The sequence below is a fragment of the Streptomyces sp. NPDC040410 genome, assembly GCF_055595715.1.
Map to the genome: position 1 here is coordinate 28,113 of NZ_JBVIVK010000010.1, position 16,522 is coordinate 44,634.

2 protein-coding genes (1 of these 2 running past the window's edge) are annotated in these 16,522 nt (G+C 72.4%); both read left to right on the top strand.

Annotated elements, in window-relative coordinates; genetic code table 11:
• Positions 1 to 2: 2 nt before the first annotated feature.
• On the top strand, positions 3 to 13,727 hold the full coding sequence (locus tag ACZ562_RS20655; RefSeq protein ID WP_471181017.1) for an SDR family NAD(P)-dependent oxidoreductase: 13,725 nt from the start codon (positions 3 to 5) through the stop codon (positions 13,725 to 13,727).
• A protein-coding gene (locus ACZ562_RS20660; protein WP_471181019.1) for an SDR family oxidoreductase crosses the window boundary here: on the top strand, positions 13,724 to 16,522 show its start. The gene runs 5,619 nt beyond the window's last position; the window shows 2,799 of its 8,418 coding nt (coding positions 1-2,799); its start codon is at positions 13,724 to 13,726; its stop codon lies off the right edge, out of view. The genes ACZ562_RS20655 and ACZ562_RS20660 overlap by 4 nt, the downstream gene beginning before the upstream one ends.

The window sequence follows — 16,522 nt, forward strand, 5'->3', positions numbered from 1 at the left end:
ACATGGACAGGCAGCTCGAACAGCTTCTGCTGGATCTCAAGGCCGGGCGGGTCTCGAAGGAGCACGTCAAGGACTTCCTGAGCCGACGTCAGGCCGCTGAGGCGGGCCGGGAACTCGTGCGCTTCCACCCCGTGTGGCAGCCGGCACCGGACGGCGCCGCGACGCGTGAACGCGTGCCCGGGCACGTCGTGCTGCTCGCCGGGCCGCCGGAAGTGGCGCAGGCGCTGCGGGAGCACGACGCGGCGGTCACGGTGCGCCTCCTGGAGAGCGGGGCCTCCGCTCTCGCGGAGCGCTGCACCGAGCTGGCGGGACAGGCGCTCGACGCGGTCCGCGAGTTGCTCACCGACCCAGCGCTGCCCCGGACGCTGGTCCAGCTCGTCTGCGCCCGCACCGGCGAGGACGCGCTCCACCGCGGCCTGTTCGGCATGCTGAAGAGCGCGGCCCTGGAGAACCCGAGGCTCGTGCCCCAGCTCGTCCTCGTCGACGCCGCCGCGGCGCCGGCCACGCGCGCCGCGCAGATCCTGGCGAGCCGGGACCGCGCGGACGAGCGGGCGGTGCGGTTCGGCGACGCCGGCCGGGAGGTCCTGACCTGGCAGGAGCTGCCTGCCCCCGAGCACACCGCGGTCGCCTGGAAGGAAGGCGGCACCTACGTCATCACCGGCGGCCTCGGCGGCCTCGGTCTCGTCTTCACGCGGGACCTGCTGCGGTCCGTCCGCAGCGCGACGGTCCATCTCACCGGGCGTTCCCCGCTGGACGGCGAGCGGCGACGCCTGCTGGAGTCGCTGCAGAGCCCGCACACGCGGGTGCGTTACACGCCCCTCGACGTCGCCGACGCGGCCGGCGTCGAGGCATTCCTGGCCGGAGTGCGGCGGAAGCACGGCGCGGTCAACGGCGTCATCCACAGCGCCGGCGTCATCCGGGACGGCTTCGTACTCAAGAAGACCCCGGACGACCTGCGCCAGGTCCTCGCGCCGAAGGTGGCGGGAGCGGTCAACCTCGACGACGCCTGCCGCGACGACGAGCTGGACTTCTTCGTGCTGTTCTCCTCCGCGGCGGCGGTCACGGGCAACGTCGGCCAGGCCGACTACGCGGCCGCCAACGCGTTCATGGACGCATTCGCGTGGCACCGCGCGGAACTGGTCGCCGCAGGGCGGCGCTCGGGCCGCAGCCTCTCGCTCAACTGGCCGCTCTGGGCCGAGGGCGGCATGCCCGTCGACGCGGAGACGCGGCGCGCGCTGCGAGAGCACGTCGGCATGCACCCGCTGCGCACCGAGACGGGTGTCCGCGTGCTGCACGAGTGCCTGGCCACGGACCACAGGCAGGTCCTCGCGGTCGAAGGCGACGGGCCGCGCATCCGCCGGGCGCTGCTCGGAGAGCCGGCCACGGCCGTCACGACCCCCGCCGCACCCTCCGCGCAGACCGCTGCGGCCGTGGACGAGTCGGAGCTGCGCGACAAGGTCGTGCGCAGGCTCAAGCAGGTACTCGGCGGCGTCATCGGCCTCGCGGTCGCGAAGATCGACGCGGAGACCCCGCTCGAGCACTACGGGATCGACTCGATCATCGTCACCCGGCTCAACCGGAAGCTCGCCGAGGTCTTCGCGGACCTGTCGAAGACGCTCCTGTACGAGTTCAACTCACTCGACGCCCTCGCCGACTACTTCCTGCGCGAGCACCGGGACACGTGCCTCGACTGGGCCGGGCTCGCCGCGGCACGGCGGACGCACCCCGAACCAGCGGCGGCCCCGGCCGAACCCGCCGCGGCCGTCCCTTCCGGCACCACCCGCTCTGCCGGGAAGCCCGCACCCGCCGTCGCGACGCCCGTGGACGCCGTCGCCGTCGTCGGGATGAGCGGCCGCTTCCCCCAGGCGCGGAACCTGCACGAGTTCTGGCAGAACCTGGCCGCGGGCCGGGACAGCGTCACCGAGATTCCCGAGGACCGCTGGGAACTGGACGGCTTCTACCACCCGGACCGCGACGAGGCCGTGGCGCTGGGCAGGAGCTACAGCAAGTGGGGCGGGTTCCTCGACGGGTTCGCCGACTTCGACCCCCTCTTCTTCAACATCTCGCCGCAAGAGGCGATGAACATGGACCCGCAGGAACGCCTGTTCCTGCAGGAGTCCTGGAACGCCCTGGAGGACGCCGGATACACGCGCCGCCGCCTCGCCGACGCCCATCACGGGCGGGTGGGTGTCTTCGCCGGCGTGTCGAAGACCGGGTTCGACCTCTACGGGCCGCAGCTCTGGAAGCAGAACGAGAAGCTCCACCCGCTGACCTCGTTCGCGTCGGTGGCGAACCGCGTCTCGTACCTCCTCGACCTCAAAGGCCCGAGCCTGCCCGTCGACACCATGTGCTCGTCGTCGCTGAGCGCCGTCCACGAGGCGATGGAGCACCTGCGCGGCGGCGCGTGCGACCTGGCCCTCGCGGGCGGGGTCAACCTCTACCTGCACCCGTCGAACTACACCCTCATGTCCGGCAAGCGGATGCTGTCGGACGACGGCAGGTGCCGCAGCTTCGGTGCCGGCGGCAACGGCTTCGTGCCCGGCGAGGGCGTGGCCGTGGTGCTGCTCAAGCGGCTGGCGGACGCCGAGCGGGACGGCGACGTGATCCACGCCGTGCTGCGCGGCAGCAGCATCAACCACGGCGGCCGCACCAACGGCTACACCGTGCCCAACCCGGTCGCACAGGCCGAGGTGGTGCGCGCGGCCCTGGACCATGCGGGGGTCTCGGCCGCCGAGGTCGGCTACGTGGAGGCGCACGGCACGGGGACGGAGCTCGGGGATCCGATCGAGGTCGACGGGCTCGCGCAGGCTTTCGCGCAGGACACCGGCGCCCGGCAGTACTGCGCCATCGGCTCGGCGAAGAGCAACATCGGCCACCTGGAGGCGGCCGCGGGCATCGCGGGACTGCTCAAGGTCGTCCTCCAGATGCAGCACGGCGAGATCGCCCCCAGCCTGCACGCGCAGGACCTCAATCCCAACATCGACTTCGCCGGGACCCCGTTCCGCCTGCAGCGGGAGCTGACCGAGTGGCAGCGCCCCACGGATGACGGTGCCGACGGGAGCCGGCCGACGCGCAACCGCATCGCCGGCATCTCGTCGTTCGGCGCGGGCGGCTCCAACGCGCACGTCGTCGTGGAGGAGTACCGCCGTGACGACACCGCCCGCACCGCCGCCGACCAGGACACCCCTTGCCTCGTCGTACTCTCCGCGAAGGACGGTGAGCGCCTGAGGGAGAGGGCACGGAACCTGCTGGACTGGCTCGGACGCCAGGACCTGGAGCGCCTGGACCTCGCCGCCGTCGCCTACACGTTGCAGGTCGGCCGCGAGGCGATGGAGACGCGGCTCGCGCTGACCGTCTCCGGCCCGGACCAACTCGCAGCGAAGCTCGCCGCGTTCGTCGCCGGTGACGAGGACGTCGAGGACCTTCACCTGGGCAGTGTCAAGGACCACCGGGAAACCCTGTCCGTGCTCGGCGCCGACAGCGACATGGCGGCCACCGTCGACGTCTGGGTCGAGAAGCGGAAGTTCGACAGGCTGCTCGACCTCTGGGTCAAGGGGCTTGCCGTCGACTGGGCCAAGCTTTATGGCGGGCGGCGCCCGCGGCTTCTTCCGCTGCCCGGCTACCCCTTCGCGCGTGAGCGCTACTGGGTGGGCGACATCACGGCAGGCCCGGACGGTGCCGCACCCGGCGCCTCCCGGCTCCACCCCCTCGTGCACGCCAACACCTCCGGCCTCGACGCGCAGCGGTTCGACTCGGAGTTCTCGGGCGAGGAGTTCTTCCTCAGGGACCACGTCGTCAAGGGCAGCAGGGTTCTGCCCGGTGCCGCGTACCTGGAGATGGCCCGTGCGGCGCTGGCCGCCTCGCTCGACGCGGGGCCGCGGCGGACGACGCTGCGCAACGTGGTCTGGGCGCGCCCCGTCACGGTCGCGGACCGTCCCGTGCGCGTTCGGACGACGCTGTACGCCGAGGAGAGCGGCGAGGTCACGTTCGAGATATCCAGCGTGCCGGGCGACGACACCGGGCCGGACCCCCTCGTGCACAGCCAGGGCCAGGCCGTGTTCACCGCCGAAGCCGATGACACCGCTGGCGTATCGGCCGACCCGGTGGATGTGGCCGCGCTGCGGGCCGCCTGCGCCACCGCACACCTGGACGCCGAGCACTGCTACCGCACGTACCAGAGCCTCGGTCTGGACTACGGACCGGCGCACCGCGGCGTCGAGGGCATCGAGATCGGCGACGGCCAGGCCCTGGCGCGGCTGCGCCTTCCGGCCGAGGCCGAAACGACGCTCGACGGCTACATGCTGCACCCGGGCCTGCTGGACTCCGCCCTGCAGGCCTCCATCGGCCTGCTCGGCCAGGACGACAGCGGCCCGGCGGACACCCGAGTCCTCCATCTCCCCTTCGCGCTCGACGAGCTGGAGATCCTGGGGCCATGCACCCCGCTGATGTGGGCCTGGGTCAGGCACAGCGAGGGCGACCGGCCGGGCAGCGGCGTCCGCAAGCTGGACATCGACCTTCTCGACGACAGCGGCGTGCCCTGCTGCCGCCTCAAGGGGTTCACCTCCCGGGCCTACACAGAAGGTGCCGCTCCGGTGGCACCCGCCCCGGCGGACCCCGCACCGCGGGAGCTCCCGCACGAGGCCGCGCCGCAGCCGGGGGCCACCCTGGCGGACCGGGCAGGCCGGTACCTCGTCACGCTCCTCGCGTCGGAGCTGCGCCTGCCCGCCGACCGGATCGATGCGAGCGATGCCCTGGACAACTACGGCATCGACTCCATCATGACGATGAACCTGACCAACAAGCTGGAACAGGTCTTCGGATCGCTTCCCAAGACCCTCTTCTTCGAGTACCAGAGCATCGGCGCCCTGACGGAGTACTTCCTCGAAGCCCACCGGGACCGGCTGACCGGGCTGCTGGGCGCGGACGGCGCGGCACCCGGCAGCGGCGCCGTCGGCGACACCGCACCGAAGCCCGCCGCGCGGCCCCGGCCGTCCGCGCGGCGCACGCGGGGCCGCCGTCCCGGGACCGCGCGCGAGGGCCTGGAGATCGCCGTCATCGGGCTCGCGGGACGGTACCCGCAGGCGCGCAACGTACGGGAGTTCTGGCGGAACCTGGCCGAGGGCCGCGACAGCGTCACCGAGATCCCGGCCGACCGCTGGGACCACGGCCCGTACTTCGACCCGGACAAGAACGCGCCGGGCAGGACCTACACCAAGTGGGGCGGCTTCCTGGACCGCGCCGATCACTTCGACTCGCTGTTCTTCAACATCTCCCCGCGCGAGGCCGAGTTCATGGACCCCCAGGAGCGGCTGTTCCTGGAGTGCGTGCAGGAGACGATGGAGGACGCGGGCTACACGCGTGAGGCGCTGAGCCGCTACGGCGACCGCGGTCTCGCCGGGAACGTCGGCGTGTTCGTGGGGGTGATGTACGAGGAGTACCAGCTCTACGGCGCCCAGGAACAGGCACGGGGCCGCAACGTCACGCTGTCCGGCAGCGCCTCGTCCATCGCCAACCGGATCTCGTACGTCTTCGACCTGCACGGCCCGAGCATGGCCGTGGACACGATGTGCTCGTCGTCGCTCACGGCGCTGCACCTGGCCTGCCAGAGCCTGCAGACGGGCGGGTGCGAGCTCGCGGTCGCCGGCGGGGTCAATCTGTCCCTGCACCCCAACAAATACCTGATGCTCGGCAGCGGCAAGTACGCGTCGAGCAAAGGGCGGTGCGAGAGCTTCGGCGAGGGCGGTGACGGCTATGTCCCGGGCGAGGGAGTCGGCGCCGTCCTGCTGAAGCCGCTGTCCCGGGCCATCGAGGACGGGGACACCGTGCACGGCGTCATCCGGGGCACGGCCCTCAACCACGGCGGGAAGACCAACGGTTACTCGGTCCCCAACCCCCGTGCCCAGCACAACGTCATCGGCCACGCGCTGCGGGAGGCCGGCGTCGACGCCCGCGACGTGAGCTACATCGAGGCGCACGGCACCGGCACCTCGCTCGGCGACCCCGTCGAGATAGCGGGACTGACCAAGGCCTTCCGCGAGTACCCGGACCGGACGCGGAACTGCGCGATCGGCTCGGTCAAGAGCAACATCGGGCACGCCGAGAGCGCGGCGGGCATCTCGGCGCTGACCAAGGTGCTGCTTCAGATGAAGCACCGTCAGCTCGTCCCCTCGCTCCACTCCGAAGTGCTCAATCCGCACATCGACTTCGACAACAGCCCGTTCCGCGTCCAGCGTGAGCTGGCGGAGTGGAAGCGCCCGCGGGCCGCCGACGGCACCGAGTCCCCGCGGATCGCCGGCATCTCGTCGTTCGGCGCGGGCGGCTCCAACGCACACGTCATCGTCGAGGAGTACGTGGCGCGGCAGCGGGGTCCGCACGCGGCGGACACCGCGGGCCACCCCGCCGCCGTCGTCCTGTCCGCGAGGACGGCGGACGGCCTGCGGGCCCAGGCCGAGCAGCTGCTGCGCTGGACGACCGAGGAGGAGGGCGCCGACGTGGCGCTCGCCGACATCGCCTACACCCTCCAGGTGGGCAGGGAGGCGTACGAGGAGCGCCTCGGCTTCGTCGCGGCCACGACCGACGAGCTCGTCGCCGGGCTGCGGGCCTTCCTCGACGGTGACGAGGACGTCGCCGAGCTGCACCGCGGGCGGGTCGGGCACCGGCAGGGCGTCCTCGCGGTGTTCACCCCCGACGAGGACCAGGCGCGGTCCCTCGACACGTGGATCGCGGACCGGACGTACGCCAAACTGCTCGAACTCTGGGTCACCGGCCTCGTGTTCGACTGGAGCAGGCTTCACGTCGGCGCCGCGCCCCGCCGCGTACCGATGCCGACGTACCCCTTCCAGGGGAGGCGCTACTGGCTGTCCCCGGGCACCGGTGCCGGCCTCACGGCGGGGACGGCGCGGCTCCACCCGCTGCTCCACACGAACACCTCCAGCCTGAACGAGCAGCGCTTCACCTCGGTCTACACGGGCGAGGAGTTCTTCCTGAACGACCACCAGGTCCAGGGCGAGCGCGTGCTGTCGGGTGCCGCCTGCCTGGAGCTCGCGCGCTCCGCGGTGGCGGCATCGCTCGACGGGCCGCAACGTGCGCTGAGCATCAGGAACGTCGTCTGGACGCGGCCCGTCGTGGCGCAGGGCCAGGACACGACCGTTCATGTGCGGCTGCTGCCCAGGAGCCAGGACGAGGTCGGCTTCGAGATCTTCAGCCCCGGAGGGGAGGACGGCCCCGCCGACCAGCCGGTCGTCCACGGCGAGGGCCTGGTCCACGTCGCGCCCGAGCCCACCGGCACCGACACCCACGTCGACCTGGCCGGCCTGCGCTCCGCGTGCCGGGACGCCGAACTCGACGCCGACCAGGTGTATGAGGCGTTCCACGCGCGTGGCATCGCCTACGGCCCGGGACACCGCGGCATCGAGCGGCTGTGGACGGGCGAGGGCCAGGTCCTCGGCCGACTCGTGCTGCCGCCCGCCGTCCGGGCCACCCTGGACGACTACGGGCTGCATCCGGCCCTGCTGGACTCCGCCCTCCAGGCCTGCGCGGGCATGCTGCCGCTGCGGGACGAGGACGGGCCGCTCCTGCTGCCCTTCGCTCTCGACGAGCTGGAGATCCACGGTCCGTGCACGCCGTCGATGTGGGCCTGGGTCCGCGACGGCGCGGGCGGGCAGAGCGACGCGGTCCGCCGCCTCGACGTCGACCTCTGCGACGACGAGGGGCGGCTGCGCGTCCGGCTCAAGGGCGTGTCCCTGCGTGCCTACACGGCCAGGACGACCACCGCCGAACTCCTCGCCGCACCGCACTGGATCGCGAAGGAACGCGAGGTGGCCGCCGACGGCGCGCCCGCCGGCCTGGTGCTCGTCGCCGGGCTCCCCGAGGTCGCGGCGGCTCTGGAGTCGCGGGACGCGGCGAAGGTCGTCCTCCTCGACTCGGCGGAGCCGGGCGTCGACGCCCGCTATACCGACTACGCGGTGCAGGTGCTCGCGGCGGCCAAGGAGGTCCTCGCCGAGCGCGCGCAGCACAGCGTCCGGGTCCAGCTGGTCGCATCGGCCGCGGAGCCGTCCGTGTGGGCGGGGCTCGGCGCCGTCCTGAAGTCCGCCCAGTTGGAGAACCCGCGGCTGCTGGGCCAGCTCGTCCTCGTCGACCCGCAGGCCGGCCCGGAGCGCGCGGCGGCCCACGTCACGGCCGACCGCGGCGCGCTGCCGGACACCGGTGTCCGCTACCGCGGCGGCCGGCGCGAGGTGCTGCGCTGGCGTGAGGAGGACGACGCGGCGGCGCCCGAGGTGCCCTGGAAGGACGGCGGCGTCTACCTGATCACGGGCGGCACCGGCAGCCTGGGCGCCCACGTCGCTCGGGACATCGCCGCGCGGGTGCGCGGCCCCAGGATCGTCGTCACCGGCCGCGCGCCGCACGACGAGCGCAAGGAGGAGCTGCTCGCGGAACTGCGGCGGCTCGGCGCGATCGCGGTCTACGAGCAGGCGGACGTGACCGTCAGGGACGACGTGACGGCGCTCGTCGCGAGGATCCGCGAGGCGCACGGCCGCATCGACGGCATCGTGCACAGCGCCGGAGTCATCAAGGACAGCTTCGTCCTCAAGAAGGACGAGGCCGAGTTCGCCGGCGTCCTCGCGCCGAAGGTCGCGGGCCTGGTGAATCTGGACGAGGCGACGCATGACGCGGACCTCGACTTCCTCATCGCGTTCTCCTCCGTCGCAGGCGCCCTCGGCAACGTGGGCCAGGCCGACTACGCGGCGGCGAACGCGTTCATGGACGCCTACGCGCACCAGCGCAACGCCCGCGTGGCGCGGGGCGAGCGGAAGGGCCGCACGCTGTCGCTCGGCTGGCCCCTGTGGGCCGACGGCGGTATGCACGTCGACGCGGGCACCGAACAGTCGCTGCTCGAACGCTTCGGCCTCGTTCCGCTCCCCACCCGGACGGGCATACGGGCTCTCCACCGCGCCCTGGCCTCGCAGCACGACCAGGTGCTCGTGCTGGCGGGCGACAAGCCGCGGCTGCGGCGGACCCTGCTCGCCGGCCTGCTCGTGGACCGGCCGGCGACGGCGCCGGCGCCCGCCCGGCTCCCCGTTCCCCACGACGCCGCCGCGGCGCCGGCGGCCGACCCGGACGAGAGCACCGCGCAGCACGCCGTGGGGTACTTCAAGAAGCTCCTGGCCGCGGCCATCAACCTGCCCGCAGCCAAGATCGACGCGGCGGCGCCGATGGAGGACTACGGCATCGACTCCGTGATGACGATGGAGATGACCCGCACGCTGGAGGAGGTCTTCGGATCGTTGCCGAAGACGCTGTTCTTCGAGCACCGCACCATCGAGGCCCTGACGCGCCACTTCCTGGAGACCCACCCGGACCGCATGCGCGAGCTCCTGCCCGCCGAGGGCCCCCGCCCGCAGGCGTCCGGGACCACCGGACGCGGCGCGGCGTGGCGGACCGCGCCGGACGGCGCGCGCACCGGGCGTACCGGCACCGTCGCGCGGCCGCAGCCGGGACGGCCGGGGAACACTCCCGCAGGCACCGGGGACATCGCGATCATCGGGCTGGCGGGGCGCTACCCGCAGGCCCGCGACATCCACGAGTTCTGGCAGAACCTCGCCGCGGGAACGGACTGCGTCACGGAGGTTCCGGGCGACCGGTGGGACCACGGCCGCTTCTTCGACCCGGACAAGGGCGTGCCGGGCAGGACGTACAGCAAGTGGGGCGGATTCCTCGACGGCGCCTACGACTTCGACCCGATGTTCTTCCACACCTCGCCCCGCGAGGCGGAGATCATGGACCCGCAGGAGCGGCTCTTCCTCCAGTGCGTCCACGAGACGCTGGAGGACGCCGGCTATGTCCGCGACACGGGCAGGAACCGGACCGGCAACGTCCTCGACGGCCGAGTGGGCGTGTTCGTCGGCGTCATGTACGAGGAGTACCAGCTCCACGGCGCCCAGTCGCAGCTCGGTGAAGCGCCGCTGGCCGTGGCGGGCAACCCCGCGTCCATCGCGAACCGGGTGTCCTACCACTTCAACCTGCAGGGCCCGAGCATGAGCGTCGACACGATGTGCTCGTCCTCCCTGTCATCCATCCACCTGGCCGCACAGAGCATCAAGTGGGGCGACTGCGAGACGGCGATCGCGGGCGGCGTGAACCTCTCGCTGCACCCGAACAAGTACCTGCTGCTCAGCCAGGGCAGGTTCCTCTCGACCAACGGCCGCTGCGAGAGCTTCGGCGCCGGCGGCGACGGCTATGTCCCCGGTGAGGGCGTGGGGGCCGTCCTGCTCAAGCCGCTCGAGAAGGCCGTCGCGGACGGCGACCGGATCTACGGCGTCATCAAGGGCACGGCGGTCAACCACGGCGGCAGGACCAACGGCTACTCGGTGCCGAACCCGCAGGCCCAGGCCGACGTGATCGCCCGGGCCCTGGCGGCGGCCGACGTCGACGCGCGCGCCGTGAGCTACATCGAGGCGCACGGCACGGGGACCGCCCTGGGCGACCCGATCGAGATCGCCGGACTGGTGAAGGCGTTCGGCGAGCACACGGACGACCGGCAGTTCTGCTCGATCGGCTCGGTGAAGAGCAACATCGGCCACGCCGAGAGCGCCGCCGGCATCGCCGGCATCACCAAGGTGCTGCTCCAGCTCCGGCACGGCAGGATCGCCCCGTCGCTGCACGCGCAGACGCTGAACCCGCACATCGACTTCACGCAGACGCCGTTCGTGGTGCAGCGCGAGCTTGCCGAGTGGCCGAGGCCCGAGCCGTCCGACGCGTCCGGCACCTCGGCGCCGCGCATCGCCGGTGTCTCCTCCTTCGGGGCCGGGGGCGCCAACGCCCACGTCGTCATCGCGGAGTACCTGCCCGACACACCCGGCACGGCGGAACAGCCCGTCGAGGACGCGGGCCGGACCGTCGTCGTGCCCCTCTCGGCACGGACCGAGGACCGCCTGCGGACACAGGCCGAGAACCTCCTGGAGTGGCTGGAGCGTCCGGCGCACGCGGAGCTCGGCCTCGCGGACATCGCGTACACGCTGCAGGTCGGGCGGGAGGCGATGGACGAGCGCCTGGGAGTCCTCGCCGTGTCCGTGCCCGATCTCGCCGCGAAGCTGCGGAAGTTCCTCGACAGTGGCACCGGCGGCGAAGACGTCGTACGAGCCACGGTCACCGGCGACAGCACCGTCCTGACGCTGTTCGCCTCCGACACCGACCTCGACGCGATGATCGCGGCATGGGCCGGCAAGGGGAAGTACGAGAAGCTGGTCGAGCTGTGGGCCAACGGCGTGCCGCTGGACTGGCGGCTGCTCTACGGCGCCCGCACGCCCCGGCGCGTCGCGCTGCCGACCTACCCGTTCGCGCGTGAGCGCTGCTTCCCCTTCGACGGCGATCCCGCCGCCGGGCAGGCCGCCCCGCAGGGCTTCGGCCCGCTGCACCCGATGGTGCAGGCCAATACCTCGGACTTCGAGGAGCAGCGCTTCACGTCCGTCTTCACCGGGCGGGAGTTCTTCCTGCGCGACCACGTGGTGCAGGGCTCCAGGGTCATGCCCGGCGCGGCGTTCCTGGAGATGGCCGTCGCCGCCGCCTGCCTCACCTGCAAGGCCTCCGTCGAGCCCGCGGCACCGGTCGCGCTCGGCAACATCGCCTGGGCACAGCCGCTGCGGGTGGCCGACCGGCCGCGGGAACTGCACATCGGACTGCACCCCGACGCCGAGGGCGGCCTCCGGTTCCGGATCTGCAGCACCCCGGAAGAGCCGGACGCGGACGGTGAGTTCACGCTCCACAGCGAGGGTGACCTCTACTTCGCGGAAGGCGTCGAGGAGACCGTGCTCGACCTCCCGTCCTTGCGGGAGGCGTGCGACCTGCCCGGTCTCACCGCCGAGCAGTGCTACGAGCTCTACCGGGCGGCCGGCATCGCCTATGGCCCCGCGCACCGGGGCGTGCAGTACATCTGGACCGGGCGGGACCAGGCGCTGGCCCAACTGGCGCTGCCCGCCGAGGTCCGGGACACCGAGGGCGACTTCACGCTGCATCCGAGCCTGCTCGACGCGGCGCTGCAGGCCTGCGCCGGACTCGTGGGAGAGCAGGTCCGGGAGGGGGCGGCGGACCGTGCGACCGGGCTCGCCGTGCCCTTCGCCGTCGACGACGTCCTCGTCCTGGACACGTGCACGGCGGCCATGTGGGCGTGGGTGCGCCCGAGTGAGGAGCAGCCGGGCGATTCGGCGACGCGCAAGCTCGACATCGATCTCGCCGATGAGCAGGGCCGGGTCCGGGTGCGGATCGGCGGCCTGTCCTTCCGCGTACTGGAGCAGCCGCCGGGGCACGGCCCGAGGGGCGGGACGGAGCCGACTCCGGATCAGGCGACGTCTGCTCAGGTGACGGTGCGTGCGGAGTCAGACCTGCGCACGGGAGGGACAGCCGGGAGCGAAGCGACTCTGCTGTACCCGCACTGGCAGGAGCGGCCGGCACCCGGCCTGCCGTCGGCCGGGGGCGAGGAGCGGCGGGCCGTGCTCATCGTCGGGCTGCCCGAGGCGGCCCCGTTGCTCCGCGAAAGGGGCGAGAGCGACGTCGTCGTACTGACCTCGCAGGAGGAGACCCTGGACGGGCGGTACGCCGCCCATGCCCTCCAAGTCCTCGACCGCCTGCGGTCCGCCGTGCGGGGCGGGGCGGCCAGGACCCACCTTCAGGTGGTGATCGCCGACGGCCCCGACACGTTCCCGCTCTCCGGCCTCGTGGCGATGCTCCGCACGGCCCGGCTCGAGAACCCGGACGTCACCGGGCAGGTCGTCCTGCTCGACGGGGCGGACACCGCCGAGACGGCCGTCGAGCGGATCCTGGAGAACCGGGGCCGGCCCGAGGACACCCTCGTGCGCTATGCGGCAGGGCGCCGCGAAGTGCTGACCTGGGCCGAGGACGACACCGCACATCCGACCGCCCTTCCCTGGAAGGAGAACGGGGTCTACCTCATCACCGGGGGAACGGGGGCACTGGGCCTGGTCTTCGCCAGGGAGATCGCCGCACAGACCGGGAACGCGACCCTGGTCCTGACCGGACGGTCCCCGCTGGACCCGGACAAGCGCGGCACGCTCCAGGAGCTGACGGCGGCCGGGGCCGGCGCCGCGTACTACGAGCAGGCCGACATGGCCAGCCGGTCCGAGGCCGACGCACTGATCGCGCGGACGCTGCAGAGGTGCGGCCGGATCGACGGCGTCATCCACAGCGCCGGAGTGACGCGCGACGCGTTCATCCTGAAGAAGCAGGCGGGGGAGTTCCTGGAGGTCCTGGCTCCGAAGGTGTCGGGCGTGGTGAATCTGGACGCCGCGACCCGGGCCCTGCCGCTCGACTTCTTCGTGACCTTCTCGTCCACCTCCGGAGCGTCCGGGAACGTGGGCCAGGTCGACTACGCCGCGGCGAACGCCTTCATGGACGCCTTCGCGTGGCACCGGCAGGACCTGGTCGCCCGCGGGGAGCGCTCCGGGCGGAGCCAGTCCGTCAACTGGCCGCTGTGGGCCGAGGGCGGCATGCACGTTCCGGCGCAGACGCAGGCCGAACTGCACTCGCGCTACGGCGTCGTCCCCCTGGAGACGGCCGCCGGGGTGTCCGCCTTCTACCGGACGCTCAGCTCCACGCACAGTCAGGTGATGGTCTCCGGCGGCGGGCACAGCCGCGCCCGGGACGGCTCTGACACCGACTCACCTGCATCGCAGCAGACCTTCCCTGTTTCCTTCGCCGTCGGGACGAATCCGTGACGCACAACGACAACGACACGCTCGAAGAGAAGGCGACCGTCTACCTCAAGGGTCTCCTCTCACGGGCCACCAAGCTGCCGCACAGCCGGATCGACGCCCGCGCGGCGTTCGAGGACTTCGGTATCGACTCGGTCATGGCGATGACCATGACGGCGGAGCTCGAAGCCGCCTTCGGGCCGCTGTCGAAGACGCTCTTCTTCGAGTTCCGCAACCTGCGCGAGCTCGCGCGGCACTTCGTCGGGACCCACGGGAGTGCGCTGGCGCAGCTCCTCGCCCCGGCGGGGGAGACGGCGGCGGCCGAGGCGCCCGAGTCCGGGCCGCGCGTGTCCGCCGTACGGCGCAAGCCCCTGGCGTCGAGCCGGTGGTCGACGCGTCGCGACAAGCCCGGGCCGCAGGTCCGCACGCCCCGGCCCGCGCGGCGGCCGGACGAGCCGCAAGCACTCGACATCGCGATCATCGGCCTGTCCGGGCGCTACCCGAAGGCCCGTACGCTCGACGAGTTCTGGGCCAACCTCGCCGAAGGACGTGACTGCGTCACCGGCATACCGGAGGACCGCTGGGATCACGGCGTGTACTTCGACCCGGACAAGGACGCCCCGGGGAAGACGTACAGCAAGTGGGGCGGATTCATCGACGGCGTCGACGAGTTCGACCCGCTGTTCTTCCACATCTCGCCCTCCGAAGCAGAACTGATGGACCCTCAGGAGCGGCTCTTCCTGCAGTGCGTCTACGAGACGGTCGAGGACGCCGGCTACACACCGGCGCGGCTGAACGCGCCCACGGCCGACGGCACGGCGCCGAATGTTGGCGTGTACGTCGGCGTGATGTACGAGGAGTACCAGCTCTACGGCGCGCAGGAGCAGGTCCTGGGCCACCCCGTGGCCCTGTCCGGCAATCCGTCGGCCGTCGCCAACCGGGTCTCGTACTACTTCGACCTGCAGGGCCCGAGCATGAGCGTCGACACCATGTGCTCGTCGTCGCTTACGGCCATCCACCTCGCCTGCCAGAGCCTTGGGTCGGGCGCGTGCGAGGTGGCGATCGCGGGCGGCGTGAACCTGTCGGTGCACCCGAACAAGTACCTGATGCTGGGCCAGGGGAAGTTCGTCTCCAGCAAGGGCCGGTGCGAGAGCTTCGGCAAGGGCGGCGACGGCTACGTCCCCGGTGAGGGCGTGGGCGCCGTCCTGCTGAAGCCGCTGGCGAAGGCGCTGCGCGACGGGGACCGCGTCCACGGCGTCATCAAGGGCGTCGCCGTCAACCACGGAGGGCGGACGAACGGCTACTCCGTGCCCAGTCCGCTGGCACAGGCCCGCTCCGTCGCCGACGCATGGCGGCAGGCCGGCGTCGACCCGCGCGCCGTGAGCTACATCGAGGCGCACGGCACCGGCACCACTCTCGGCGACCCGATCGAGGTAGCCGGCCTGGTCAAGGCGTTCCGGGAGCACACGCAGGACGACCGGTTCTGCGCGATCGGCTCGGTCAAGAGCAACATCGGGCACTGCGAGAGCGCGGCGGGCATCTCCGGCCTGACGAAGGTGCTGCTGCAGATGCGCCACGGGAAGCTCGCGCCGTCGCTGCACTCCGCCGAGCTCAACCCGAACATCGACTTCGACGGCACGCCCTTCACGGTGCAGCAGACGCTCGCCGACTGGAAGCGGCCGGTCGTGACGGTCGACGGGGCGGAGCGGGAGCTCCCCAGGATCGCGGGCATCTCCTCCTTCGGCGCCGGCGGGTCCAACGCCCACCTGGTGGTGGAGGAGTTCAGGGCGGAGCCGGCAGCGGTCGCGTCCCCCGGGGCACCCGTCGTCGTGCCGCTCTCGGCCCGGAGCACCGAGCGCCTGCGCGAGAAGGCACGGCAGCTCGTCGACTGGATCGAGCGGAAGGGCCTGTCCTCGGACGACCTGCCCTCCCTCGCGTACACGCTGCAGGTGGGGCGCGAGGACATGCGGGAGCGGGTCGGCGTCGTCGTGCGCACCATGCCGGAACTGCTCACGCGGCTCAGGGACTTCTGCGCCGGGACGGCAGAGGCCGACGGCCTGCTCCTCGGCCGGCCGGTCGGGGACTTCGAGGCCCTCGAGCGGCTCGCCGACGAGGAGGGGCTGCCGGGCGCGGTCGCCGCACGGGACCTGGCGAAGGTCCTCGGCCTCTGGGTCAGGGGCGTCACCGTCGACTGGGCCCGACTCCACGACGGCAAGGCCCCGGCGCGCATCGCCCTGCCCACCTACCCGTTCGGCAGGGACCGCTACTGGATCGACACCTCCCGCACCGCGGCCGCGCTGTCAGCGGGCGGAGCGGCGCCGCAGGACGGCGCCGCGGACCGCTCTGCCGCCGGGACCGGTTCGGGCGTCGCCCCGGACCTGCTCGTCTTCACGGAGTCCTGGGAGCCCGCGCCACGGCCCGTCCGCCGGGCCGGTACGCCGCGGACACTGGTCTGCCTCTGCACCGACCGCGCGGACCAGGACGAACTCGCACGCGCCGCCCGCACTCTCGATCCCTCGACCACGCTGGTGTTCGTGGCGCGGGGCGAGGGCTTCGGGAAGCGCTCCGACCGGTCCTACGAGGTCGACGCCCGGGAGCCGGACGACCTCGTCCGCGCGTTCGAGGACATTCGGGCGCGGTACGGCGATGTCGACGGCATCCTGCACCTGTGGGCGCTGGAGGACCGGCCGGGGCCGGAGTCGTACGCCACCACCGCGCACATCCTGCAGGCCGTGGCGACGGCGCGGCTGACGGTCCGGCGCATCCTCCAGGCAGGGGAGTTCCGCGACGGGACCGAGCGGGCGCACGTGGAGTCGTGG

What these genes read in the sequence shown, in the direction of transcription:
- ACZ562_RS20655 (WP_471181017.1), top strand. Translation starts at nt 3, where the DNA reads ATGGACAGGCAGCTCGAACAGCTTCTGCTGGATCTCAAGGCCGGGCGG.